Source organism: Dactylosporangium siamense, from assembly GCF_016862795.1.
Classification (GTDB): domain Bacteria; phylum Actinomycetota; class Actinomycetes; order Mycobacteriales; family Micromonosporaceae; genus Dactylosporangium; species Dactylosporangium siamense.
This window is the reverse complement of the sequence record NZ_BONQ01000077.1, coordinates 172,622-196,352: the sequence shown is the minus strand read 5'-3', so window position 1 is coordinate 196,352 and position 23,731 is coordinate 172,622. Positions and strand designations below refer to the sequence as shown.

The window sequence follows — 23,731 nt, the reverse complement described above, 5'->3', positions numbered from 1 at the left end:
CACGGGGACTCAGCGCAGGCGCCAGATCGTGGTGCGCATCGTGCACTGGTCCTCGAGCTTCACGCGGACCGGGACCTCGTACGTCGCCAAAGCCTCGAACAGCCGCGTCGGCAGATAACCGCGGCCCGGGTCGCCGACGAGGACCTCGGCACCGCTGCGGCGCAGGAAGCCCAGCACCCGCTCCGCGACCGGGCCGCTGTAGAAGACGTCGCCGGCGACGATGACCTCGGCCGCGACCGGGACCGTCGAGGTCACGATGTCCACGCCGTTGACCCGCGCGTTGCGGGCACAGGCCGCGAGGGCCTCGGGGTCGGTGTCGACGGCGGTGACCGTGCACGCGCCGGCGCGGGCGGCCGCGATCCCGACGAGCCCGGATCCCGCACCCAGGTCCATGACGCTGCGACCGGCCACGAACAGCGGCTGGTCGAGCAGGAACCGGCCCAGGGCCATGCCGCCCGGCCACGCGAAGGACCAGAAGGGCGGCGGCGCGTCGCTGCGGTACTCCCCGCCGGTCGCGTCGAACAGGCCGGCGTCCTCGTCGGCGAGGTCCAGGGTGAGTTCCGGAAGCAGCGGGATGATCATGCTGCGGCCGGGAAGCGGTGGATGTTGGACTCGACCCAGGTGCGGAGGTGGGCGAGCGGTGCGCAGGCGTCACGGCCGAGGGGGGTCAGCTCGTATTCCACCCGCAGCGGCACCTCCGCGAAGACCTCACGGGTGACCAGCCCGTGCTCCTCGAGCTTGCGCAAGGTCACGGTCAACACCTTCGGGCTGATGCCCTCCAGGCGGGTGCGCAGGCTGCCGAAGCGCCGCGGCCCGTCCTCCAGGGCGCCGAGGGCGAGTGCGCTCCACTTGTTGGCGAGCAGGTCGAGCATGTCGCGGCACGGGCAACAGGCCGCGTAGACGTCGTCGGGCACGGCCCAACGGTACCCAATGGAAAGTCATCACCCTTGCGGGTAACTAGGGCGTCGTGGATAGCGTCGTTCGCATGATGCCTTCTGTTGTCAGCATGCCTTCTGTTGTCAGCACGTCGAACGGCCTCCGAGACGTCGAGTTGCCGATCCCCGCACCGGGGCCGCGGGACCTGCAGGTCCGGGTGCGGGCCGTGTCGGTGAATCCGGTGGACCACAAGGTTCGCCGGGGCGGCGGCGACAAGGTGCTCGGTTGGGACGCCGCCGGGGAGGTCGTCGCGGTGGGCAGTGAGGTGAGCCTGTTCACGCCGGGCGACGAGGTGTACTACGCGGGCAGCATCGATCGCCCCGGCACCAACTCGCGGCTGCACCTGGTCGACGAACGGATCGTGGGCCGCAAGCCGCGGTCGCTGGACTTCGCCGGCGCGGCGGCGCTGCCGCTGACCACGATCACCGCCTGGGAGACGCTGTTCGACCGGTTCCGGCTGGACGCCGGGTCGACCGGCACACTGCTGGTGCTCGGCGCCGCCGGTGGGGTCGGCTCGATGGTGATCCAGCTGGCGAGGGCGCTGACGGGGTTGACCGTAATCGGCTCCGCGTCACGTGACGAGTCTCGCAAGTGGGCCCTGGACCTCGGCGCGCACGACGTCGTGGACCATCACGACCTCCCCGAAGGGGTGGATTACATCTTTTCGCCGAGCACGGCGGGCCGCATCGAACGGTTCGCCGAAATCCTCCGCCCGGGTGGCGCGATCACCGCGATCGACGAGCCCGAAGGGCTGGACCTGTTGCCGCTCAAGGCGAAGAGCATCAGCTTCCACTGGGAGTTGATGTTCACCCGGCCGCTGTTCCAGACCCCGGACATGATCGTCCAGCACGACCTGCTGGACCGGGTCGCGGACCTCGTCGATGCCGGCGCGATCCGCTCGACGCTCACCACCCGACTGTCGCCTATCAACGCCGCAACCATCACTCGGGCCCACGAAATGGTCGAAGGCGGACATATGGTTGGCAAGGTGGTCGTCGCGGAGCCGCTAGAGTGATTCCTCGAAGTCTCCCCATCCCCCGTGGGAAGGACCGTCGTGGACTGGCCTCCGTACCTTGAGTTCAGCGTGCCCATCACGCTGACTGCCTGGGTCGTCGCGGTGGCGGTGAGCCTGTGGCGCTCCCGTCCCCGCCTGCCCGAGCCTGGGCCGACCCGCACCGACCTGCCCGGCCAGGAGCCGCCGGCGGTGGTCAGCCTGATGGTCAACCGGTGGCGCTCCGACGAGGACGCGATCGACAGCACCCTGCTGGACCTGGCCGCCCGTGGGTTCCTGGAGCTGCGGGAGACCGGCGACGAGCCGGCCCAGACGACGGCCCGCCTGCGCAAGGGCGACGGCCGCAGCCTTACGCCGTACGAGCAGCAGATCCTGGACCGCGTGCACCGCTTGTCGATCAACGGGGAGACCTCGCTGACCCGGCTCGCCTTCGACAGCTGGACCGAGGCACGCAGGTGGCGGCGCACGTTCTACCGGGCCGTGGTGGAGGAGGCACGCACCCGTGGCCTCTCCCGGCCGCGCCTGTCCGCAACGACCCGGCGCGCCCTGCTGCTCGGTGCGATCGTGCCGTCGTTGCTGATGTTCGTGACCTGGTGGTGGGTGGACAGCGAACTCAGCGCCAAGGTCCCGGACCAGGTCACCGGCGCGCTCATCGGCACCGGCGCGATCTACCTGGCGCAGTATTTCCTGGTCGACTTCGGCTGGGCCGACCAGACCACCCAGGAAGGCGTGGCCGCGACGGAGAGCTGGCTGGCGCTGCGCGAGCACCTGACGACGCTCGAGGGCGTGGCCGATCTCGCCCCCGCGGATGTCGCGTCGTGGGGCCGGGAGATGGCGTATGCCTCAGCACTCGGCGTCCTGTCCGCAGACGAGGCCCTGGTGCGCCTGACGCCCGGGGCCCGCTCCCGCTGAGCCACCCCGGCGAATCCCACTCCCACCAAACCCGCTCGTGCGAGGCCCATCAGGCCGGCGCCGGCAGCGACTACGTCACCGGCGTGCTCGGGCCGACGCTGCTCGGGGCAGGGCCAGCAGGGCACCGTGCGCACCCTGCGGGGCGTGCCGCGGGGCCGCTCGCGTGAAACCCGCAGGCTCGCATGGAACCGAACAGGCGAAGCCACTCGCGAAGCCTGCTCCCCCGAGGCCGCTCAGGCGAGGCCCACTCCCGCCACGAGCCGCATGCGCGAACCCCGTCCTGCGAGGCCCGCTCCCGCTCTCACTGAGCCGCGGGTGGCTTTGGTGTCGGCGGTGCGGCAGGCGTGTCCCGGGGTGCCGGTGGCATCCCGCCGACGTTCGTCACCGCCCCCGTCGGGGACGCGTGCACGAACCGTTCCTACCGAGGCCCGCTCCCGCTGACCGCGCGCACGAAACGCGCTCCGCGAAGCGAAGCTCGCTCCCGCTGCGCGGCCGAGCGCTCCGCCGGCGTCGAACCGCTCGTCGACACCGAAACGACCCATCGGCGTTGCGTGAGGCCGTCGGCGTTGACCGGTGAACGGCTTCCGCTTTCAGCACCGTACCCTACGCCAAGAAATTGATCTCTAAATCGTAGGCGTGCCGTCACCTTCCGTGGTGGCGGCTCAGCTGGCGTTGCCGCGCAGGAGGAGGGTCAGGAACTCGGCGTTGGACTGGGTCTTCGACAGCCGGTCCAGCAGCTGCTCGGTCGCCGACTGGTTGCTGGCCGACAGCGCCTTGCGGAGGCGGGAGACGGCGAGCAGCTCGTCGGGGTGCAGGATGACGTCGTCGCGGCGGGTGCTGGACGCGTCGATGTCGATCGCGGGGAAGACCCGCCGGTCGGCGAGCTTGCGGTCGAGCTTGAGCTCCGCGTTGCCGGTGCCCTTGAACTCCTCGAAGATGACCGTGTCACCGGTCGAGCCGGTCTCCACCAGTGCCGAGGCGATGATGGTGAGCGAGCCGCCGTTCTCGATGTTGCGGGCGGCGCCGAGCAGGCGCTTCGGCGGGTAGAGCGCGTTGGCGTCGATGCCACCGGTGAGGATGCGGCCGGAGGCGGGCGCCGAGTTGTTGTACGCCCGGCCGAGCCGGGTGATCGAGTCGAGCAGGAGGACCACGTCGTGGCCCAGCTCGACGAGCCGCTTGGCCCGCTCGATGGCGAGCTCCGCGATGCCGGTGTGCTCCGACGGCGGCCGGTCGAACGTCGAGGCGATGACCTCACCCTGGATGGACCGCTGCATGTCGGTGACCTCTTCGGGCCGCTCGTCGATCAGCAGGACCATGATGTGGACCTCGGGGTTGTTCTTCGCGATCGCGTTGGCGATCGACTGGATCACCATCGTCTTGCCGGCCTTCGGCGGCGACACGATGAGCGCGCGCTGGCCCTTGCCGATCGGCATGACCAGGTCGATGAGCCGGTTGGTGAGCTGCCGCGGCCCGGTCTCCAGGCGCAGTCGCTCCTGCGGGAACAGGGCGGTCAGCTTGCTGAACTCGGGCCGGCTGCGGGCCCACTCGGGGTCGTTGCCGTGCACCGTGTCCAGGCGGGTGAGCGTCGCACCGTTGGCGCTGCCGGTGATGGCGTCGCCGTGGCGCAGCCCGTAGCGCCGGACCATGGCGGCGGGGATCGCGACGTCGTCGGGGCCCGGGCTGTAGCTGTCGACCCGGAGGACCATCTTGTCGCGGAAGACGTCGGCGATGCCGGAGACGTCCCGGGCCTCGCCCGACTCCGGGGGCTGAGGCTGGTTACCGGGGCGGCTGTGGTCCCGGTTGCGCTGCGGGGATCTGGTGCGGCGAGGCTTCGCCGGGTGGTTCTGCTTGGCGTTACGATCCAACACTTCGGTTGGGGCCATGGGCGTCCTCCTCGGGACTGGCGTGTGAGATGGCTTGTGTCCCTGAGAACACTGGCCGAAACGCGTGTGACTTACGGCTTCCTGCGAGAGGGCGTTGACACGCGTTTGAGAAAGGTGGTCCCCGGGCGACAGACTGCCGACTTCCGCGGGACTGGCTTGACCGTAGCTCGTCCAGCCGCCCAGGGCAAGTATCTGTCCGTAGTCGACACGCTACCTTCCGGCAACCAGGCGGCGGACCAACCCGCACCAACCCGGCGGAACTCTGATTGGTGTCAGGAAGCACACCAGCCAGGGGGTTGACATGAACAGCACGTTCGACACCGTCCGCGCCGAAGCCCTCTTCGCCTCCGCGCTGCAGGCCTCGCAGGCGCCGTCGCCGGTGCAGGTCCGTGCCGCCGTCACCTCGACGCTGCGCCGCTTCGGCATCAAGGGCTGCGCGGCGCGGGTCGCCGGCGAGTTCGGCGAGTACCCCGAACCGGCCGCCGCCCGCATGAGCTGGGCCCTTGCCATGATCAACGCTGCCTACCAGGAGCTCGCCGCCCGAGAGTTCGCCTACGCGGGCTGACCTGCGAAGCGTTTCGATCTCGCGGACTCGGTAAAACAGCAGATGTGGACCTGCGCCTGACCGTCGACCTGCCGCGCGATCTCGATCGCATGAACACCCTCAGGCACGTCCTGGACGGCGCACTCGCCGGCCTCGGCGTCGACGAGCAGATACGCACCGACATCGGCCTGATCGTCTCGGAGACGTGGGCCAACGTGATCACCCATGTTCGGGTAGGCGTCGCCTACCAGGTCCGCGCTACGGTCGATGAGAAGGCCTGCGTGATCGAAGTCACGTCGCCGCCGGATGCTCCTGACGCACTCCTGCCCTCGGAACCCTCCCTCCAGGTCGTCTCGTCTCTTGCCGACACGATCGATGTCGGCGGCGACGGCCTGCTGCTGAGAGTGGTGAAGCACCTGTGACCGCATTCGCCGCGATGGCCTCCCCCACCGGCGACGGCACGGTGACCGTGACCGCCACCGGCGAACTCGACATGACGAGCGCCCCCACCCTCATCGAGGCGCTGCGCGACGCCATCCATGCGTACGCGCCCTCGCGGGTCGATCTCGACCTCTCCGGCGTGCCCTTCATGGACTCGACCGGCATTCAGGTGCTCGTCGCCGCCCAGGCGGACGTGGGCGGCGACCTGCGCATCACCGGCACCAGCCCTGCCGTGCACCGGCTGCTGCAACTCACCGGCCTGCTCGAAACGTTCGGGCTAACCGTTTAGCAACCGAACAGTCATCACCTCGGCACCTGGCCAGGAGTTAGCTGGAACACAGCAGGGAGCAGCGAGCAGGAGGTCAACACCATGGAGTCAACATTCGAGGCGGTCCGCGCCGAAGCACTCTTCGCCTCCACGTTGCAGATGTCGCAGGGCGCCGAGGACGCCGATGTTCGCGCCGCGGTGACCATCACGCTGCGCCGGATGGGCGTCCAGGGCTGCGTCGCGCGGGTCGCGACCGAGTTCGGTGATCACCCGGAGACGGCGTCGACGCGGATGAACTGGGCGTTGCGGATGATCCGGCACGCCTACGCCCAGTCGTGCACGCCCGAGGTCTTCGCCCGCCCGGCCGCACTGGCCTGAGCGCCAAGAGCCAACAACCAAGAGCCAAGAGCCAAGAGCCAAGAGCCCGCCTCGGTACCGCGAAGCCCCTGAACCGCAAAGCCCCCGCCGGAAGCTCCGGACGGGGGCTTGCTACTCCTTCGGCCGTGAAGCGGGTCTCGGCCTACGACTAAGGGTGTGTCAGACCGGACGGATGTTGTCGGCCTGAGGACCCTTCTGGCCCTGAGTGATCTCGAACTCGACCTTCTGACCCTCGGTCAGCTCGCGGTAGCCGGTGGCCTGGATCGCCGAGTAGTGCGCGAACACATCGGGACCACCGTTGTCCTGCGAGATGAAGCCGTAGCCCTTCTCCGAGTTGAACCACTTCACCGTGCCTGATGCCACGTGTAACTCCTTAGCGACGACACCCCGATCCGCACCTCACGGATCAATGTTGAATCAGGTGCACGCCACGGGTGAGACGGTAGCTTGCGCGCTGCAAAAACGCAGCCCCGGTATCGGCATACGGACCCGATCGACTACCGAATCGAAATGCACAACCATTCCTTGCACATACACAGCGTATCGATCGCCTCCACGGTCAGTGATAGAACGAAGCCTCTTCAACTTCGTGGGAGCGCTCATCTCGCGCAGGGCGCATCGATCTAGTACAGTCGGCCTCGGTTGCCTCGTCCGAACGGACGATTTCGGGCCCCCGTCCAGCAGCGGCGGATCGGCCCCCTGGCTGACCTCGCAGGTCTTGCACCGGCACTCAAACAACGGGTGTCGAGAGCGATTCCCGACCGGCGCCGGCACAGAGCGCGACGCGCCTGCCTGGCACGGTGACGTAACCCCTTCCGCACGGCCTTCAGACCCGTGCCGTCACCGCTGATCCGGTCAACGCACCAAGAAGGGTCACTTCCCATGACGATCTCTGTCTCCGCGTCCCGTGACACGTCCCTCGACACGTCCCGTGAGACGTCGCACGACGTCAGCCGCGCCATCGCCAGGAGCCACGAGACCCCGACCGAGAGCAGCAGCACCAGGGCCAACGACGCCCAGGCCAAGGCCCTGCTGTCCCTGCTCGCCGACCTGCCCGCCGGCGTCGACCGGGAGCGCGTCCGGGCCCGGCTCATCGAGCTGTACATCCCGCTCGCCGAGTATCTCGCCCGGCGCTTCCGCAACCGTGGCGAGCTGTTCGACGACCTCGTGCAGGTCGCGAACCTCGGCCTGATCAAGTCCGTCGACGGCTACGACCCGACCCGCGGCGCCGCGTTCACCAGCTACGCCATCCCGATGATCGTCGGCGAGCTCAAGCGGCACTTCCGTGACAAGGGCTGGGACGTGCGTGTGCCCCGCCGCCTGCAGGAGCTCCGCCTGGAGATCTCCAAGGTCTCCGGTGACCTCGCCCAGGACCTCGGCCGCTCGCCGACGGTCGCCGACCTCGCCGCCCGCCTCGGCGTCAGCGAGGAGGAGATCATCGAGGGTCTCGACTGCGGCCAGGCCTACCGGGCCCTCTCGCTGGACGCTCCCGCCGGTGACAGCGCCGAGCCGGGCGCGGCCGGGCTGGGCGACCTGCTCGGCGGCGAGGACCCCGACATGGTCAACGTCGAGAACCGCGAGTCGCTCCGCCCGGTCCTGGCCAAGCTGCCCGAGCGGGAGCAGAAGATCATCGCGATGCGGTTCCACGGCAACCTGACCCAGTCGCAGATCGCCGCGCAGCTCGGTATCTCCCAGATGCACGTGTCCCGGCTTCTCGCCGGCGCCTTGAAGACGCTGCGCGACGAGCTCGCCGGCGTCGTCGAGTAGCCACCGCCGCACGCATTGCCGACAACCCGAAGGAATGGCGCGAGCCGGCCCTTCGGGTTGTTGCGCGTTGTACAGATGACGGTCAATGCACCATGTGCCCGATTCGCCGGATCAACGACGTGTGTCCGGACTCGCGCGACCATTCCCGGGCCATGAACCCGGCCATGAACCCGGCCATGAACCCAGCCATGAACCCAGCCATGAACCCAGCCATGAACCCAGCCATGAACCGGCGCCAAAAAGTTGCGCGAACAAGAAGCCGTCAGCCGCTGGAGCTGACGATGCCCGGGTTGGAGGCGACGAACGTCGGCACCGTCTTCGTCCGCACGGCGCTCAACAGGTCCAGGGTCGTCTGATCGAGAGCCTCGGCGCCGGGGTTCTCCGGGGACGAGTGGAAGCCGCCGTCGTTGGTCTTGAGGGTCAGCATCCGGTCGCTGTCGATGTTGCGCATCGCGAAGATCCAGTCGTCCAGACCGATCTTGCCCGTGTCGATGGTCATGGCCCGGCCGATGACCTCGAGGACCTTGTTCAGCATGCTGGGGTTGCCCAGGACCTCTTTGCTGGCGATCTTCTTCAGCAGGGCCTTGATGAACTGCTGCTGGTGCCGCTGGCGGTCGTAGTCGCTCTTCGGCAGGGTCTCGCGCTGCCGGACGAAGTCGAGCGCCTCCCAGGCGGCCAGGTGCTGCTGGCCCACCTCGTACACCTTGGGCGTGACCCCCTTGATCGGGATCAGGATCGTGCCGCCGTTGGGGTCGTCCCGCTGGTCGAAGGGGGTCTTGACGTTGCCCTTGGAGTCGTAGCCGACGTGGACCGAGACGGTGCGCTGGTCGACGTACATGTCGACGCCGCCGAGGATCTTCACGACGTCCTGGAAGCCGACGAAGTCGACGATCGCGGCCGCGTCGAAGGTGACGCCCCAGTTCTGCTTGATGGTGGCGGCGAGCAGCGTGGTGCCGTGCTTGCGCTGGTCCTTGCCGGTCAGGCCGTAGCCACCCTCGGCGAACGAGCTGTTGATCTTGCCCTTGCCGCCGCCGTAGGTCCGCTTGCCGTTGCTGTACTTCGGGATCGAGACCCAGGTGTCACGCGGGATCGAGATCAGGAAGGCCATGTCGTGGCTGGCGGGGATGTGCAGGATCAGGATGGAGTCGGAGCGGATGGCCTCGGTGGGGTCCTGGTTCGGGCGCGGGTCGATGCCGATGAGCAGGATGTTCTTCGCGCCGCTGACCGAGGCGTGCTGGGCGCCGTCCACGGGAAGCAGATCTTCCTTGGAGACGCTCCGGGTCGCGTAGCCGAAGACCACGTCCTTGAGCACGAATGTGGTGCCGGCACCGATCATCAGGAGTGCACCCGCGATCACGAGAATCCGCGCCCACAGTGGATCCCGCCGGCCGCGACCCTTTCGTCGCGCCACGCCCTTCGCCAACTCCCCGCCACTCCCCGTATTCGGCAATCACCTTCCGTCATGAAGGCCGGCCCCGGAAGCCTTCTGCACCGTACCCGGACAACGCGATATCGTCACGTCCCGGTCGCGACGTGCATCGCCAGTGGCCACGATGAATACGGAGCGTGTCGGTGATCCGGAAGACGGCGGTGGCGCTCGCCCTGGCCTGGCTGGTCCCCCTGGCGACGCATCCACTGGGGTTGGACTTCGTCCTGCCGGTGTTGATCCTCGCGGGCACGGTGGCCATCCAGCGGGGCGGCGTCACCCTGGCGGACCGGGTGATGGCGGCCTGCGCGCAGCTGTTCGGCGCGGCCTGCGTCTTCGGCCTCGCGATCACGCTGTGGCCCGGGCACCTGCATCCGACATTGATCGCCGGCACCGCCCTCACCGCGCTGATCCTGATCGCCGTAGCGACGCAAAGAACGCCGGAACTGCCCGGAATGCGCAAAGATGCGCTCCTCGCGATCGCGGTGGCCGGCGTATCGGTGGTGGCCCTCGTCCCGTACGCCGTCCGCGACCTCGGTGGAAGGCTCGGCCTGCCCCTCGCGGGCGAGGACATCGCCCGGCACTACCTGCTCTTCGACGTCATCGGCCGCACCGGCGGCTACCTCTTCATGCGACCCGAGGCGCTGCGCCCGTTCGTGCCCGACGCCGAGCTGACCGGCATCGCCAACTACCCCCAGGGCCTGCACTTCAGCTACGCGGTCCTGGACCGGTTCGCGCGATCGAGCGCGCACAACGCCGCCCCCGTGACCGCCGTCGACGTCATGATGTGGCTGCTCGTCGGCACGTACCTGCTGCTCGTCCTCGCGATCCTGTGGGCGGCCCGCCGCATCGCCGGGCCGGGCGCCACGAATGCCCGCCTGCTGCCGGTGCTGGCGCTCGTGGCCGCCTGGCTGGTCCTCGGCGACCCGGTGACGGTGCTGTCCCGCGGCTACCCCAACGAGCTCGCCGGTCTCGCCTGCGCCGCGGTGCTGACCGCGCTGGTGGCCCGCCCGCTGACCAGGCTGGGCGAGCAGACGGCGACGGTCGCGCTGTTGCTGGTCGGCATCTCGTTCACCTATTCGCTGTTCCTGCCCTACGCGGGGATCGTCGCCGCGCTGTGGGCGGTCCGGGCCCGGCTGTGGCGGCACTGGTGGGCGTGGGTGGTCGCGGTGACCGTCGGCGGCCTGGCCGCGATCGGCCCGCTGACCGCGGCCCAGGCCTCCAGCGGCGACCAGCTGCTGCTCAACGGCACCGCCCGGGTGGTGGACCGCCCGGCGACGGCGCTGCTCGTGGCCCTGGCAGCCGTCGCGGTGCTCCAAAGAAGACGGGTCGCGGTGCTCCAAAGAAGACGAGTCGCGGCGCTCCGGAGCAGGACGGACGCGGTGCTCCGGAGCAGCAAGGCGCTCCGGAGCAGCAAGGTGTTCCAGAGCCGGAACGTCGCGGCCTTCGCGCTGGCCACGGCGGGCGCCATGGCGGTCGGGCTCGGCACGTGGCAGATCGTCACCATCGGCCGGCCCGTCTACTACTTCGACAAGCTGCTGCACCTGCTGATCGTGGTCGCGTTGTGCGCCCTCGGTGGCCTGGCCAGGTTCCGATGGAAGTGGACCGCCGCCGCCGTCGCCGCACCGGTCGCCCTGTTCATGCTCGTCGCCGGCGGTGAGTGGCACACCACACCGGTCGCGCCCGGGGTGAAGCTCGCCCTCGGCCGGGACCGCGGCTCTCCGGAGGCGGCCCGCGACGCGCTGCTGATCGCCCGGATGTTCCCCGACGGTGGCAACGCGGTCAACGTCAACCTGATGGGCAGCCCGTGGCGTAACTGGTCCGGCACGCTCGGTGCCGCCGCCCTGCAGGGCCAGTACCGCCAGTTTCCCGGCTGGTCCGCACTGCTGTACCCGGGCGGCAAGGGCGGCACGATGGCCGACCTGGATCGTTTGGTAGCTAACAGTCCCGTGACCGTGCGCTTCTTCCTGCACGACCCGACGGCCAGCCTGCTCGTTGTGGATAAGGATCACCCGAACCGCCCCGCCGTGCGCGCCGGGCAGCCGCTCCCGGTAGCCTTCGGTGATCCCGCTGCACCATCGAATTTCGAGGCGGCCCGCCTGCTGGCCGCGACGTATCCGACAAAAGTGCAGCTCGTGTACGCTACGCCAGCGAACCCGTAAGGATCGCCGAGACGGATTGGTCATCGTGCAAAGACCCGAGGTGAGCGTCGTCATCCCGACGCGCAACCGGCCCGAGCTGGTGGTGCGCGCCGTCCGTAGCGCCCTGGCGCAGACCCTCGCGGAGCTCGAGGTCGTCGTCATCATTGACGGTCCCGACGCCGCGACGGTTGCCGCGCTCGGTGAGATCGGCGACGAGCGGGTCCGCTGGGTCGAGCGGGAGACGTCCGGCGGCGCGCCGACCGCCCGCAACCACGGCGTCGACGTCGCACTCGCCGACTGGGTCGCGCTCCTCGACGACGACGACGAGTGGTTGCCGGAGAAGCTGGAGATCCAGCTGGCCCGGGCCAAGGCGTCCGGGGTGCCGCTGCCGATCGTGGGCAGCCGCCTCTACATGCGCACCCCGCGGGCCGAGCTGATCATGCCGCGCCGCGTGCCGGCGCCCGGCGAGCCGATCAGCGAATACCTGGCCGTGCGGCACGGGCTGTTCCACGGTGACGGCTTCATCCAGACCTCGACGATCATGGCGCCGACGGCGCTGCTGCGGAAGGTGCCGTTCGCCGACGGGCTGCGCCGCCTGCAGGAGCTCGACTGGACGCTGCGCAGCCTGCAGGAGGACGGCGTCGACCTGATCTACGCCGAGGAGCCCCTGGTCATCTGGTATGCGGATGAGAACCGGCCCCGGATCAGCTTCGACGCGCCGTGGAAGCAGTCCCTCGACTGGCTGCGCGAGACCCGCCCGCGGGTGACGCCCCGGGCCTATGCCGCGCTCGCGATGAGCGTGGTCGGCTCGATGGCCGCCGTCAGCCGCAGCCCCCGGGTCTTCTTCGACCTGCTCGGCGAGGCCCGCCGGCACGGCAAGCCGAGCATGACGGACTACGTGACGTTCCTGCAGGTGTGGCTCGTCCCGGCCGGTCCACGGCGGGTGGTGCGCGACTTCTTCCTGGGCCGCAGCCGGCGCAAGGACAAGAAGCCGCTGCAGGCCAGCGCCCGATGACCCGGCGCACCGCAGTCACCGCGGGCGCGGCCGCCGCGGCGATCCTGGCGGTCCTCGCCGCGATCCTGGAGCACGGCCGGACCGGCAGCCTCAGCGAGTCGGCCGAGGCGTTCGCGGCCGCGGTCATCGCCGTCGGCGTCGTCGGCCTGGCGTTGAGCCTGCGCGGCAGCACGGTGCGCGGCGTGGTCGTCGGCGGGCTCTTCACCGCCGCCGGCATCCTCACCTGGACCTCGACCCAGCGCCCGATCGTCATCTGGGGCGTGCTGTTCGTCGAAGTCGTGGTCTTCGCCCTGTGGAGCCGCCCCTGGCTGCGTAACCTGCGGGAGCTGCCGAAGTTCGGCGGGGCCTGGCTCGGCCTGTCCTACTGGGTGTTCGGCGTGCTCGGCGCGCTGTTCGTGCAGCGGTCCGGGCACCTCACCGTGGCCGCGCAGCGCCTGGCGTATCTGGGCGTGTTCACCCTCGCCGTGCTCGCGGTCGTCGCGATCACCGCGAAGGACCGCCGCCGGGACCTCAGCATCGGCATGGCCGCGGCGATCCTCATCGGCATCGGCGCGCTGCTGTACTTCGGCGCCGGCAGCCTCTTCGACGAGTTCCACGCGATCCCGGACAGCGCGTCGGCCCGCCTGATGCGCAACCGGTTCTGGGGCGGCACGGGCGTGTTCTACCACCCGAACTCCCTCGCCGGGCTGGTCGTGATCGCCGCGGTGCGGGTCGGGTTCGACCGGGCGTTCGCCGCGTGGCAGCGCCTCGGCGTCGCCGCGACCGCCGCGCTGGTGCTGTCGATCAGCGACTCGCGGACCGGGTTCGTGTTCGCCACCGCGGCCGCCTGCGCGTATGCCGTCGTGGTCCTGCTGCGGCGCGGCGGGGCCGAGGACGTGGATCGCGGGCGGGCCCGCTGGGTCGCGGTCGCGATGCCGTTCGTGGTCCTCGCGACCGTGTTCACCATCGGCGGCGGCAGCGACTTCCTGTTCCGCGACCGGTTCACCGACGGTGGCAACGACGTCACCAGCGGGCGCACTGACACGTGGCGGCAGGTCTGGGTCGACTGGGAGCACGCCGGCTGGGCGGAGAAGGCGTTCGGCGACGCGCACACCTCGCGGGCCGTGGTGCACCGCGACAACGACGGCGCCCCGGTGGAAGGGCCGCGCCGCGACCTGAACACGGACAACGCCGCCGTCGGAGCGTTCCGCCGCGGTGGTGTGCTCGGTGCGATCGGCTTCCTGATCGGTGTCGCACTGCTGCTGTGGCATGCGCTGCGCGGCCTCTGGTACGCGCTGATCCTGCGACGCCCGGAAACGGCACAACCGGCGATCTGGTTCACCGTCGGTGCCGTCGCCGCGGTACCGACGATCATGACCGAGGACTGGGTCATCGGCGGCACCAACGGCGCGATCTGGCTGGTGCTGCTGGCCGGCGAGGTCCGGTCCCGGCAGAAGGCGGAGCCGGCCGCGGTCGTGCCCGGCCAGAGCCCGTCGACGGAACCGGCCGAGGGCCGTCAGAACGCCAGCACGTAAAGCGCGAGAGGCACGTCAGGGTGCCAGGGCGTACGCCATCTCGCCCTGGCGGATCACCTTCCAGGTCGGCGGCAGGTAGAACTCGCAGACCTTCGGCGGCTGCATGCACACCGCCGCGTCCAGGCCGGCGACGCCCGGCGGGGGCAGGTCCGGCTGCAGCGACTGCAGCGGCACGATCTGCGTGCCCGGCAGCAGGATCCACCAGGGGTACTCCCACGTGTTGTACCCCTGGATCAGCCCGACCTTCTTCGCCCCCGCCGCCCGGATCGCGTCCGCCGCCCACACGTAGTCGCGTCCCCAGGTCGGCTCCCGGATGAACCGCTGGTCGAGCTGCGAGGTCGTGAACACGTTGCCGGGCCCGACGAGGCGGCGCGGCCAGCCGTACGCGACGGCGAGGCCACCGGCGGCGACCCCGGCGACGAGCGCGCCGGTGGTGACCCAGGTGGCGACGCGCCGCCCGGTGAGCCCGGCGATCCAGAGCCCGGCGAGGGGCGCGCCGAGGACGAGCAGGAAGACGATGAGGCGGTTGCCCCACGGCTGCCACTTCACGGTGACGACGTACGCGAGGATCGCCAGCCAGAATACGGCGGCATAGAGCCTGGTGTCCTTGCGGAAGACCAGGACCAGCGCGCCGAGCAGGATGAGCACGCCCTGCGCGGGGAACGACACCCGGTCCTCGTCCGGCGGCCAGGACAGGTACGGGAACTGCTGGTTCCAATACGTGATGTCCCGCCCCTGCGGGTCCACGCCGAGGACGCCGGCCAGGCCGATGATCCCGGCGGCGACGGCGTCGTTGACCGGTGCGACCGGCGTCTGCAGCGCCGTCTCCGCCACGCGCAGCGCGTTGATCAGCACCGACGCCGGGTCGTGCCGTTGCATGGAGATCGACTCGCGCAGGTGCGCCGGTCCGAGCGGGTTGTCGTAGGTCTGCTGGACCCGCAGCAGGCTGGGCCCGGCGAGCAGCACCATCAGCGCGCCGACCGCGACCGCCCCGGGCAGGCCGCGCCACCTGGCGAGGCGCAGCTGCGCGACGGCCCAGACCGCGAGCAGCAGCCCGGCGGCGAGCAGCCCGGTCGCCTTCGTCAGCAGGGTCAGGCCGGCGGCGGTGCCGATCAGCAGGACGTCGAAGGGCCCCGACCGGGTGCGCAGGCCGTCGAGGGTGAAGGTGGCGACGCAGGCGACCCACAGCGCGACGACGAGGTCGGTCTGGGTGCTGGTCGCCTCGAGCACGACCATCGGGGTGGTGCCGACGATGAGCGCGGTGACGAGCTGTGCCCTGGTGCCGCCGCCGAGCTGGCGGGCGATGCGGGACGCGGCGAGGACGGCGCCGACGCCGGCGGCGAGCTGGACCAGGTTGTAGGCGCCGTCGCCGCCGGTGAGCAGGCGCAGGTGCAGCAGCAGGTACTCCGCGCCCGGGGCCATCGCCAGCTGCCGGTCGATGACGGTCGGGTAGAAGTTGACGTCGCCCTGCTGGACCCAGTGTTCGATCTTCGGCAGGTGGTAGGTCTGCGAGTCGAAGTTGTTGGGCGGGGCGATGACGGCGACGACGAGGTCGAGCAGGAACAGCCCGCCGAGCGCGGCCACCATGACCCGGTCCACGCGCGCGAGCCCCGCCCAGCGGGCCCGCACCCCGGAAAGGTCACGGAGGCGGGAGGAGCGGATCGCGAACCCGCCGGTGATCAGCAGGGCGAGGACCCAGCCGGTGATGATCGCGGGCCGGTGCAGCGCGTGCAGCGCCGACAGCGCCTCGACGCTCAGGCACGCGGCGCCGCCGACCAGGACCGCGGCGCGCAGCAGCGCGAGCCGGATGCCGCCCTCGCGGGGCAGGCACAGGCACGCGACGGCCAGGAAGGTGAGCAGCGGCACCACGATCACCGGGCCAAGCTACCCGACGACCGCGATGCCGCCGCATGTCGAGCGGTTACAGGCGTTCGACGGCCTCGCCGTGGCAGCGGGCCCGGGTGTCGAAGATGTAGCCGGCGTGCCGTTCGACCATGTCGTAGTCGAAGTCGTCGTGGTCGGTGAGCAGCACGACGGCGTCGGCGGCGGCTAGTTCGGCCGGGGTCAGGTCGACGACGGTCACCCCGGCGACGTTGCCGGTGTCGCGCTGCGACGCGTGCGGCTCGACGGCGTGCACGTCGGCGCCCTGGGCGACGAGCAGTTCGGCGACGGCGCGGGCCGGTGACTCGCGCAGGTCGCCGACGTTGCTCTTGTACGCCAGGCCCAGCAGCAGGATCCGGCTGCCGTTGACGGGTTTGTAGCGGGTGTTGAGCCCGGCGGCGAGGCGCTGCACGACGTAGCGGGGCATGCCCTCGTTGACGTCGTTGGCCAGCTCGATGAACCGGAACCGCTGCCCGACCTCGCGCTTGACCTGCCAGGAGAGGTACGACGGGTCGATCGGCAGGCAGTGCCCGCCGACGCCGGGGCCGGGGTCGAACGCCATGAACCCGAACGGTTTGGTCGCGGCCGCGCCGATCGCCTCCCGCACGTCGACGCCGAGCTGGTTGGCGACGATGGCGAGCTCGTTGACCAGGGCGATGTTGATGTGCCGGAAGGTGTTCTCGAACAGTTTCGTCAGTTCGGCGGTCCGCGGCGCGGAGACGGGCACCAGCCGGTCGACGAACCGCTGGTAGAAGCGCATCGTGGCGGCCAGGGACGCCTCGTCGATGCCGGCGACGAGCTTCGGCGTGTTGTCCAGGTGCCAGGTGGGGTTGCCCGGGTCGATGCGTTCGGGGCTGTAGCCGAGGAAGAAGTCGTCCGGCGCGCTGAGCCCGGAGGCGTGTTCCAGCAGCGGCCGCAGCACGGTCTCGGTGGTGCCGGGGTAGGTGGTCGACTCGAGGATGACGGTGCAGCCGGACCGCAGGTGCGGGGCGAGTTGCAGCGCGGCCTGCTCGATGTGGCTGATGTCGGGCGCGCCGTCGGTGAGGGGGGTCGGCACGGTGATCGCGCACGTGTCGAAGCCGGCCGCGTCGGCGTAGTCCTCGCTCGGGTGGTACCGGCCGGTCTCCAGGGCCCAGGCGAGCCGGTCGTCGGGGACGTCCTCGACGAAGGAGATGCCGGCACCGAGGGACTTGATCCGGTCGGTGTCGACGTCGAGCCCGACGACGTCGTCGCCCGCCTCGACCGCTCGGATGGCGAGCGGCAGGCCGACGTAGCCCTGCCCGATGATGACTGTTTTGCCCATGATCATCCTAAGGGTGGGAACACTCGACCCGCCGGCCCCAGGCCGACGGGTCGAACGCGGGTGAAGAGGTGGACGGCCGTTCGTCAGGAGACGCGGCGGCGGCGCAGGATGAAGCCGCTGCCGATCAGCGCGGTGATGCCGAGCAGGCTGGCGACCATGTCGGCGCCGTGCGCGGTGCCGGTGCTGGTGTCGGTGTCCGCCGCGAGGTCAGTGGCCTCGGTGGACGTGGCGCCGGCGAGCGAGGTCTCGTTGGCGGACAGCTTGAACGGGCTCCAGCCGCCGAAGAACGGTCCGTAGAAGCCGGCCGGCCGGTCGCCGCCGTCCCACCCGTGGTTGTCCTTGCGCACGCCGTTGCCCAGCGGCGTGCCGGCGAAGAAGTCGTCGCCGCCGAAGTCGTACGAGCCGCGCCAGGCGAGCACCCGCACGGTCACGGAGGCCGACTGCCCCGACTTCTTGCCGGTGACCTTGATGGTGGCGTAGCCGGGTGAGGTGAGCCGGACCTTGGCGGAGAACTTGCCGTCGTCGCCCGCGCGGCGGTCGCCGCTGACACTGGCCGGGAACGGGCTGTCGAAGCCGCCGGAGTGCCGGGTGATGCGGTACTTGACGCGGATCGAGATCGGCTCGCCGGGAAGGAATCGCTTCCCCACGATGCGGACCGCGCCGCCGGTGCTGACCGAGCCGGAACTCACCCTGATAGCAGGTTCGGGTGCCGGGTAGGCCTCAGCGGCAGCCGCGGCTCCACCGGGTTCGGCGTGCGCAGCGGTCGGTGCTCCCAGCACGGCCGCCGCGACGAGTGCCCCCGCGAGGGCGGTCAGTGCGGATCTTGTTCGGGGTCGCATGAATTTCACCGTAGACTCCACATCACCCCAATATGGGCATTTCTCATCATTTCCCGCATGCTCCGGCGGATTGCAACCGAAGCGTCCACGGCCCGATGCCGGGGGTCGTGAGCAGGCGCGGCGTGAACGCGGAGCCCGGCACCGGCAGCGGTCCCGTGATGAGGTTCAGCTCCAGCGTGCTGCTCTTGCCGGGGGCCAGGTCGACGGTGAAGACGGCCACGGTGCGGCCCAGCTCGACCCCGCTGCCGTAGTCGACCGGCGCGCCGTCCTGCGTGGCGTCCACGGGCGCGCCACCGGTCGGCAGGTACACCATGACGTTCGTGCGGATGGTGTACTCACCGGCCAGCCCGAGCCCGAGCACGCTGCGCGGCAGCCCCGAGCGGGGAGCGTTCGAGGCGAGCCGGACGGTGAGCCGGAGGTGCCGGGAACCGTCCTCCAGGCACTCCCCCGGCACCAGCGAGGCCTCCCGGGTCATGTAGTAGCCGAGCTTGGCGCCGGTGCCGTCGTTGAGGAACACCCCGACGGTCGGCCGGTCCCCGTCCTCGACCGGCAGGGTCCCGGCGAAGACGGTCGCGGCGATCTCCGCCTGCTCCGGCGGGTGCGCGCTCCAGGCGAGCAGCCGCCGCTCGCCCGCCGCCTGCCGCAGCGCCGGCACGAGCTTCGTGGTGGAGAACGCGGCACCGGTCAGCTTCTCGAAGACGGCCTTGGCGGCGCCGGCGAAGAACGCGTCCTGGGCGGCCTGGTCGGCGATCGTCAGATACACCTCGGACAGCAGCCGCCGCACCGCGGTCGGACCGGTGAGGGCGGGGCCGCCGGCCACGTCGACCGGGCCGGTCGCCTGCAGCAGGTAGGCCAGCGCCACCGGGTCCGTGGCCAGGACGCCGTCGACGGTCCGGCCGGAGCGCAGCCGGTACATCTCGCGATACAGCGCCGCCGCGGTCGGGAAGTCGGGGGTGAGGTTCACGTCGGCGGGGAAGGTGCCGAGCCTGGCGGTGTGCAGGTCCTCCTGGTCGGGGTCCAGCGGCAGCACCGGGGTCTGAAACGAGCCGATGCCGGTCGCGGCGGCGCCCTGCTCCACGATGCTGATCGCGCCCTTGTCGGCCTGGAGCACCACGTACGCGCCCATCATGCCGCCGGTGGCGCGCACCTCGGCGAGGTTCTGGAAGAGCACCAGGTAGGTCCGTGGCCCGGCGGCACCGAGCATGGCGGGCAGCAGCCGGGCCGCGCGCGCGACCGGCTCCAGCAGCGGCACCACCCGGCGCAGCCCGTCGTCGAGCCGTTCCACCGCGGCCCGGACCCGCGGGTCGAGGCCGCCCCGGTCGAGCTTCGCGAGCCGGTCCTGGGCCGAGCGCACCAGCTCACCCGCGGCCGTGATCTTCGGCGCGGCCGCCGTGACCGCGGCGAGGCCGTCGGTGCCGGTGAAGGTGGACTGCAGCCCGCCGGCCGCGTCCAGCAGCGGCGGCAGGACCCGGTTGGCGAGGTCGTCGACGATCCGGGCGACGGCGCCGACCGCCGTCAGGTCGTCGCCGGCCACCGGGGCGGAGCTGCCCAGCCCCCAGGTGAGGCCCTGCGTGTCGGCGCGGGCGGCCTTCGTCTGGCGGCGCAGGTCGGCGGTCGTGCGGCGGGCGGCGGTCAGGTCGCCGGCGCGCAGCGACCGCTCCAGCGTGCCGACGAGCGTGGCGGCGCGCTGCAGGTGCCCGGCGGCGGAGCCGGCGACGGCCATCAGCCGCAGGCCGAGCACGGCGACGAGCACCAGCGCCACGGCGGCGGCGAACACCGCCCTGCGCCGCCGGGTGCGCAGCAGCGCGCGCAGGTGCGACCGGACGCCGGTGATCTCAGTCGAGCTGTCGCGCACCGCCGACGACCTCCTTGACCTGTTCGGGTTGGGTGATGACGCGCAGGGCGCGGTAGAAGTCGGTGCGGCGCCGGGCCAGGGTCTCCGCGGCGTAGCTGCGGGCGCGGGCCAGGTTGCGCTGCGACGCCGCGGCCATCGCCCCCGGGTCGGCGACCAGGGCGGTGATCGCGTAGGCGAGGGCGACTGGGTCGTCCGGCGGCACCAGGTGCGCCTGGTCGAGCAGTTCCGGGGTGCCGCCGACGCGGGTGCCGACCGCCGGCAGCGCCCTGGCCATCGCCTCGATCAGCGCCCTCGGCAGGCCCTCGGTCCGCGACGGCAGCACGTACAGGTCGGCGTCGTCGAGGAACAGCCGCACGGCCGCGCCGGGTGGGACGGCGCCGGCGAACGCGACCCGCCCGCCGAGGCGCCGCTGCCGGACGAGCCGTTCGAGGTCGGGGCGGCAGCGGCCGTCGCCGAGGTGCACGAGGTGCGCCTCCAGGCCGGCCCGGACCAGCATCGGCAGCGCCTCGATGAGCGTGTCGATCCCCTTGTAGGGCAGCTCGAGCGAGCCGACGGACACCAGCCGCACCGCGACCTTCGGTGCGGCGGCGGCGCGCGGCCGGTCGACGAACGCGGCGTCGTCGAGCTGGATGCTGGAGTACGCGGCGGTCACCGCGCCGCTCGCGGCCGGATACCGCGACTGCAGCGCCCGCTCGGTGACGTAGGCGACGGCGACGGCGGTGCGGCACTGGAAGCGCAGCCGGGCGGTGAACCACGCGCGCAGCAGCGGCCGCAGCGGGTGGCGCAGGGCCTCGGGGGCGAACACGTCGTAGGGGTCGCCGACGACCTCGAGCCCGAACGGCATCCCGCGGCGGCGCAGCGTGCGGTGCAGCAGCGTGCCGATCGGCGACGGCACCCGCAGCAGGGCGGCGTCGCCGGGTTCGACCGCGGTCCGGACGGCGGCGCGGACGCCGCGCAGGCGCCGCAGGTACTGCAGCGGGCCGACGTAGTGCGGCACGGCGTGCACGGTGACGTGGTCGCCGTCGACGCGTTGCGCGTCCGGCGGGCGGCCCGGCCGCTCGGCGACCCTGGCGACGATCCGCACCTCGGCGAAGACCGTCAGGTAGCGTTGCCAGAAGTCGTACGTGCCGCCGGTGGTGCTCCACACCCGCCCGTCCGGGGTCCGCACGTATCGTTGCTCGCAGCTCACGACGAGACGCATGCAACCGTCACCTCCTCTTCACTGCCGGCCGGCACCCGGACCGTCACCAGGCGCAGCACCCCGTAGAAGACGAGCCCGTAGACGCACGTCTTGAGCAGGCTGGCGCTCTCGCCGCGGAAGCCGTACATCCAGGCGACGGTGAACAGCACGCTCGCGTAGGCGTAGACCGGCGCCCGGTCGATCCGGTTGATCAGCAACCGGTGCAGCACGGTGAGGGCGGCGAACAGCACCGGGATGCCCCACAGCCCGAAGTTCAGGTACGCCTCACCGGTGAGGGAGAAGCCGTACCCGGACGCGCTGCCGGGGGCGTAGCGGTCGACGAGCCACTGCGCGAGCGGCGGCTGGGCGTGGCCGGGCACCAGGTTCAGCGCGGCCTGCCAGTAGGTGGCGCCGTGCGTGAACGGGTCGACGGCCGGCACGTGCGTCATCACCCAGGTGTCCACGAACAGCACGGATCCCTGGTTGAGCACCTGGGTGGTGCCGGTGGGCCCGCCGCCGCGGAGGCTGAAGATCAGGGTGGCGCCGAGCAGCAGGGCGATGCCGTAGCCGACGGGCTTGGCGAACGAGCCGCCGCGGGCCAGTTCCCGGTGCAGGACGATGCTGAACAGCACGAAGACGAAGTCGCGCTCGCCGGTCGACAGGCAGTAGGCGATGTAGACGACCAGGTTCAGCCGATACGTGAAACGTCCGGCGTGGCTGCCGTCGGCCATGAAGTACAGCGCGCAGGCGAACATCTCGAACAGCAGGTAGTCGTAGTGCCCGGGGCCGGCGACGCCGATCCGGTCGATCTTGGTGCCGGCGAGGAATCCGGTGCCGCCGAGGACGAGCACCGTCGTGGCGTACACCGTCAGCGCGACGAGCACCACGGGCAGCAGCGGGAACCGGTGCGTCACGGTGGGCCCGCCGAGGTCGGCGCGCTGGCGCACGAGCAGGCCGCCGGCGAGGACCCCGGCGAAGGCGAGCAGCAGCCCGACCGCGGCCCGCCCGATGAGCGCGGTGTTGGTGCCGAAGTAGATCGAGCCGCCGAGCAGGTAGCTGACGACCGGACCGAAGCCGAAGAGGAAGAAGTACGCGGTGACGTAGGCGAGCACGTCCCGCGTCCCGCCCACGAGCAGCAGCACCGGGATCACCAGCCCGGCGAGCAGCACCGCGTACCACGGGTCATAGGTCACGCCGCAGCAGCTCCCATTTCAGGCCGGCGTGGACGGCCGCGGCGGCGGTGGCGGCCCAGGCCGCGCCCGTGATGCCGTAGCGGGGCACCAGCACCAGCGCGGCGAGCACGGCCGCGGCGAGGACGGCGGCGTTGACGGCGAGCTGGCCGGTGAAGCGGCGCACCGCCGACAGGGCGGCGTCGAGCACGAAGCAGGTCGCGGCGACGGCGGTGGCGACGGTGAGGACGGTGAGGGTGAGGGCGTCCCCGGCGTACTCCTCGCCGTAGACGGTCCGCAGCACCGACGCGCCGAACAGGTCCGCGGCCCACACGGCGAGCACCCCGGCCACCGCGACACCGACGAGCGCCTGCCGGACCAGCGTGGCGAAGCGCTCCCGGGCGCCGGCGGCGCGCAGCTCGACCAGGCGCGGCAGGAGGGTCTGCGCGACGGCGGAGACGAGCACGTTGCCGGTGAGGACCAGGTATCCGGCGGCGGCGAACGCGCCGAGGGCGGCCGCGCCGAGCCGGTCCTGCAACGCGTAGCGGGGCACGTTGGCGGTCAGCGAGGTGATCCCGGAGGCGAGGCCGAGCGGCAGCGCCGTCCACACCAGGGCGCCGGGGCCGGGCGGGCTGAAGCGGTGCGTGTGCCGCCTGGGCACGCTCCGGCGGGCGTCGGCGTCCAGGACGCGGGAGGCGAGCGGGGCGCAGCAGCCGAGCCAGGCGATCAGCGAACCCATCGCGGAGCCGGCGGCCGCCCAGGCGATGCTGCCCGTCGCGGCCAGCAGCAGCGCGGTCAGCCCGATGGTGAGCGCGCCGTTGGCGAGCTGGGCGAGCGCGACCGCGCGCTGGTCGTGATGGCGCTGCAGCAGGCCGAGGTAGATGTCGCCGACCCCGTCGAACGCCTTCGCCAGGCCGACCAGGACGACGACTGCGGCCGGCAGGTCGAAGACCCACACGGCGGCGCAGATCGCGGCGGTGGCGACGGCCATCCCGCCGGCGCGGACCCGCAGGTACCGCCGGAACGGGTGCTCGTGCGCGGTGTCGGTGACCAGGACGGTCCGCAGCGACAGGTTCGCCAGCAGCACCAGCGGGGCGCCGACGGCGAGGCCGAGCGCGTAGTCGCCGACCATCGACGGGGTGCCGAGCCGGGCGACGACGACCAGGACGAGCCACTGGCACAGGGCGTAGCCGGCGTTGCCCGCCACGCCCCAGCCGACGTTGCCGGCGAAGGACGGGCGGCGCGCGTGCCGCACCGGCGGGCGGGA

Annotated in this window: 22 protein-coding genes; 10 read left to right on the top strand and 12 right to left on the bottom strand. The window is 71.3% G+C overall.

What is annotated here, in order from left to right; translation table 11 throughout:
- Positions 1-9: 9 nt before the first annotated feature.
- Both Dsi01nite_RS24840 and Dsi01nite_RS24835 read right to left on the bottom strand, forming a co-directional pair.
- A complete protein-coding gene (locus tag Dsi01nite_RS24840; RefSeq protein WP_203848647.1) occupies positions 10-582 on the bottom strand; it encodes a class I SAM-dependent methyltransferase in 573 nt (190 codons plus the stop codon).
- A complete protein-coding gene (locus Dsi01nite_RS24835) occupies positions 579-914 on the bottom strand; it encodes a winged helix-turn-helix transcriptional regulator (RefSeq protein ID WP_239136142.1) in 336 nt (111 codons plus the stop codon). Before Dsi01nite_RS24835 ends, Dsi01nite_RS24840 begins: the two co-directional genes overlap by 4 nt.
- Before the next feature lie 71 nt (positions 915-985).
- Here Dsi01nite_RS24835 and Dsi01nite_RS24830 point away from each other — a divergent pair, with 71 nt between their 5' ends.
- On the top strand, positions 986-1,951 hold the full coding sequence (locus Dsi01nite_RS24830; protein ID WP_203848646.1) for a zinc-binding alcohol dehydrogenase family protein: 966 nt from the start codon (positions 986-988) through the stop codon (positions 1,949-1,951).
- 69 nt (positions 1,952-2,020) lie between these two features.
- Complete coding sequence (locus Dsi01nite_RS24825) at positions 2,021-2,860, top strand: DUF2207 family protein (protein WP_203848645.1); 840 nt, start codon at positions 2,021-2,023, stop codon at positions 2,858-2,860.
- Between the two features lie 662 nt (positions 2,861-3,522).
- Here the strand turns inward: Dsi01nite_RS24825 and rho are convergent.
- Complete coding sequence (gene rho, locus Dsi01nite_RS24820; protein ID WP_203848644.1) at positions 3,523-4,743, bottom strand: transcription termination factor Rho; 1,221 nt, start codon at positions 4,741-4,743, stop codon at positions 3,523-3,525.
- A gap of 301 nt (positions 4,744-5,044) precedes the next feature.
- Here rho and Dsi01nite_RS24815 point away from each other — a divergent pair, with 301 nt between their 5' ends.
- The 4 genes from Dsi01nite_RS24815 (at position 5,045) to Dsi01nite_RS24800 (ending at position 6,374) form a co-directional block, all read left to right on the top strand.
- On the top strand, positions 5,045-5,308 hold the full coding sequence (locus Dsi01nite_RS24815) for a hypothetical protein (RefSeq protein WP_203848643.1): 264 nt from the start codon (positions 5,045-5,047) through the stop codon (positions 5,306-5,308).
- 44 nt (positions 5,309-5,352) lie between these two features.
- Positions 5,353-5,709: an ATP-binding protein gene (locus Dsi01nite_RS24810; RefSeq protein WP_203848642.1), complete on the top strand. Its 357-nt coding sequence runs from the start codon at positions 5,353-5,355 to the stop codon at positions 5,707-5,709.
- A complete protein-coding gene (locus Dsi01nite_RS24805; RefSeq protein ID WP_203848641.1) occupies positions 5,706-6,017 on the top strand; it encodes an STAS domain-containing protein in 312 nt (103 codons plus the stop codon). The genes Dsi01nite_RS24810 and Dsi01nite_RS24805 overlap by 4 nt, the downstream gene beginning before the upstream one ends.
- A gap of 81 nt (positions 6,018-6,098) precedes the next feature.
- On the top strand, positions 6,099-6,374 hold the full coding sequence (locus Dsi01nite_RS24800; RefSeq protein ID WP_203848640.1) for a hypothetical protein: 276 nt from the start codon (positions 6,099-6,101) through the stop codon (positions 6,372-6,374).
- Positions 6,375-6,533: 159 nt separating this feature from the next.
- Here Dsi01nite_RS24800 and Dsi01nite_RS24795 read toward each other — a convergent pair whose 3' ends face one another.
- A complete protein-coding gene (locus Dsi01nite_RS24795; RefSeq protein ID WP_033363591.1) occupies positions 6,534-6,737 on the bottom strand; it encodes a cold-shock protein in 204 nt (67 codons plus the stop codon).
- 519 nt (positions 6,738-7,256) lie between these two features.
- Between Dsi01nite_RS24795 and Dsi01nite_RS24790 the strand changes: the two genes are divergently transcribed.
- Complete coding sequence (locus Dsi01nite_RS24790; protein ID WP_203848639.1) at positions 7,257-8,141, top strand: RNA polymerase sigma factor SigF; 885 nt, start codon at positions 7,257-7,259, stop codon at positions 8,139-8,141.
- A gap of 262 nt (positions 8,142-8,403) precedes the next feature.
- Here Dsi01nite_RS24790 and Dsi01nite_RS24785 read toward each other — a convergent pair whose 3' ends face one another.
- Positions 8,404-9,498, bottom strand: a complete 1,095-nt coding sequence (locus tag Dsi01nite_RS24785; protein ID WP_203848638.1) for an LCP family protein — start codon at positions 9,496-9,498, stop codon at positions 8,404-8,406.
- Positions 9,499-9,713: 215 nt separating this feature from the next.
- Here Dsi01nite_RS24785 and Dsi01nite_RS24780 point away from each other — a divergent pair, with 215 nt between their 5' ends.
- From Dsi01nite_RS24780 to Dsi01nite_RS24770, 3 genes are read left to right on the top strand one after another with little or no spacing between them, the layout of a single operon-like run.
- The gene (locus Dsi01nite_RS24780) at positions 9,714-11,729 is read left to right on the top strand and encodes a hypothetical protein (RefSeq protein WP_203848637.1); all 2,016 of its coding nucleotides are present in this window, start codon (positions 9,714-9,716) and stop codon (positions 11,727-11,729) included.
- Positions 11,730-11,769: 40 nt separating this feature from the next.
- The gene (locus Dsi01nite_RS24775) at positions 11,770-12,723 is read left to right on the top strand and encodes a glycosyltransferase family 2 protein (protein ID WP_239136140.1); all 954 of its coding nucleotides are present in this window, start codon (positions 11,770-11,772) and stop codon (positions 12,721-12,723) included.
- Positions 12,720-14,237 (top strand): O-antigen ligase family protein, encoded by a 1,518-nt coding sequence (locus tag Dsi01nite_RS24770; protein WP_203848636.1) that lies wholly within the window; start codon positions 12,720-12,722, stop codon positions 14,235-14,237. The genes Dsi01nite_RS24775 and Dsi01nite_RS24770 overlap by 4 nt, the downstream gene beginning before the upstream one ends.
- A gap of 15 nt (positions 14,238-14,252) precedes the next feature.
- Here Dsi01nite_RS24770 and Dsi01nite_RS24765 read toward each other — a convergent pair whose 3' ends face one another.
- The 7 genes from Dsi01nite_RS24765 to Dsi01nite_RS24735 all read right to left on the bottom strand — a co-directional run bounded on the left by Dsi01nite_RS24765 (position 14,253) and on the right by Dsi01nite_RS24735 (position 23,719).
- Positions 14,253-16,112 carry a glycosyltransferase family protein gene (locus Dsi01nite_RS24765; protein ID WP_203848635.1) on the bottom strand — a complete coding sequence of 620 codons (1,860 nt, stop codon included), beginning with the start codon at positions 16,110-16,112 and terminating at the stop codon, positions 14,253-14,255.
- 46 nt (positions 16,113-16,158) lie between these two features.
- The gene (locus tag Dsi01nite_RS24760) at positions 16,159-17,421 is read right to left on the bottom strand and encodes a nucleotide sugar dehydrogenase (RefSeq protein WP_308442096.1); all 1,263 of its coding nucleotides are present in this window, start codon (positions 17,419-17,421) and stop codon (positions 16,159-16,161) included.
- An 83-nt stretch (positions 17,422-17,504) separates the two neighbouring features.
- The gene (locus Dsi01nite_RS24755) at positions 17,505-18,260 is read right to left on the bottom strand and encodes a hypothetical protein (RefSeq protein WP_203848633.1); all 756 of its coding nucleotides are present in this window, start codon (positions 18,258-18,260) and stop codon (positions 17,505-17,507) included.
- A 46-nt stretch (positions 18,261-18,306) separates the two neighbouring features.
- Positions 18,307-20,115: a DUF4012 domain-containing protein gene (locus tag Dsi01nite_RS24750; RefSeq protein WP_203848632.1), complete on the bottom strand. Its 1,809-nt coding sequence runs from the start codon at positions 20,113-20,115 to the stop codon at positions 18,307-18,309.
- The gene (locus Dsi01nite_RS24745) at positions 20,096-21,316 is read right to left on the bottom strand and encodes a glycosyltransferase family 4 protein (RefSeq protein ID WP_203848631.1); all 1,221 of its coding nucleotides are present in this window, start codon (positions 21,314-21,316) and stop codon (positions 20,096-20,098) included. Before Dsi01nite_RS24745 ends, Dsi01nite_RS24750 begins: the two co-directional genes overlap by 20 nt.
- Positions 21,301-22,488, bottom strand: coding sequence for an O-antigen polysaccharide polymerase Wzy (gene wzy, locus Dsi01nite_RS24740; protein WP_203848630.1), 1,188 nt, complete (start codon positions 22,486-22,488; stop codon positions 21,301-21,303). Before wzy ends, Dsi01nite_RS24745 begins: the two co-directional genes overlap by 16 nt.
- Entirely contained in the window at positions 22,478-23,719 is a 1,242-nt protein-coding gene (locus Dsi01nite_RS24735) for a lipopolysaccharide biosynthesis protein (protein ID WP_203848629.1), read from the bottom strand. The genes wzy and Dsi01nite_RS24735 overlap by 11 nt, the downstream gene beginning before the upstream one ends.
- Between the last annotated feature and the right edge of the window lie 12 nt (positions 23,720-23,731).

Coding starts and splice junctions, on each gene's coding strand:
- Dsi01nite_RS24815 (WP_203848643.1), top strand. CDS start 5,045: ATGAACAGCACGTTCGACACCGTCCGCGCCGAAGCCCTCTTCGCCTCC.
- Dsi01nite_RS24755 (WP_203848633.1), bottom strand. CDS start 18,260: ATGCGACCCCGAACAAGATCCGCACTGACCGCCCTCGCGGGGGCACTC.
- Dsi01nite_RS24770 (WP_203848636.1), top strand. CDS start 12,720: ATGACCCGGCGCACCGCAGTCACCGCGGGCGCGGCCGCCGCGGCGATC.
- Dsi01nite_RS24790 (WP_203848639.1), top strand. CDS start 7,257: ATGACGATCTCTGTCTCCGCGTCCCGTGACACGTCCCTCGACACGTCC.
- Dsi01nite_RS24800 (WP_203848640.1), top strand. CDS start 6,099: ATGGAGTCAACATTCGAGGCGGTCCGCGCCGAAGCACTCTTCGCCTCC.
- Dsi01nite_RS24760 (WP_308442096.1), bottom strand. CDS start 17,421: ATGGGCAAAACAGTCATCATCGGGCAGGGCTACGTCGGCCTGCCGCTC.
- Dsi01nite_RS24745 (WP_203848631.1), bottom strand. CDS start 21,316: ATGCGTCTCGTCGTGAGCTGCGAGCAACGATACGTGCGGACCCCGGAC.
- rho (WP_203848644.1), bottom strand. CDS start 4,743: ATGGCCCCAACCGAAGTGTTGGATCGTAACGCCAAGCAGAACCACCCG.
- Dsi01nite_RS24830 (WP_203848646.1), top strand. CDS start 986: ATGATGCCTTCTGTTGTCAGCATGCCTTCTGTTGTCAGCACGTCGAAC.
- Dsi01nite_RS24840 (WP_203848647.1), bottom strand. CDS start 582: ATGATCATCCCGCTGCTTCCGGAACTCACCCTGGACCTCGCCGACGAG.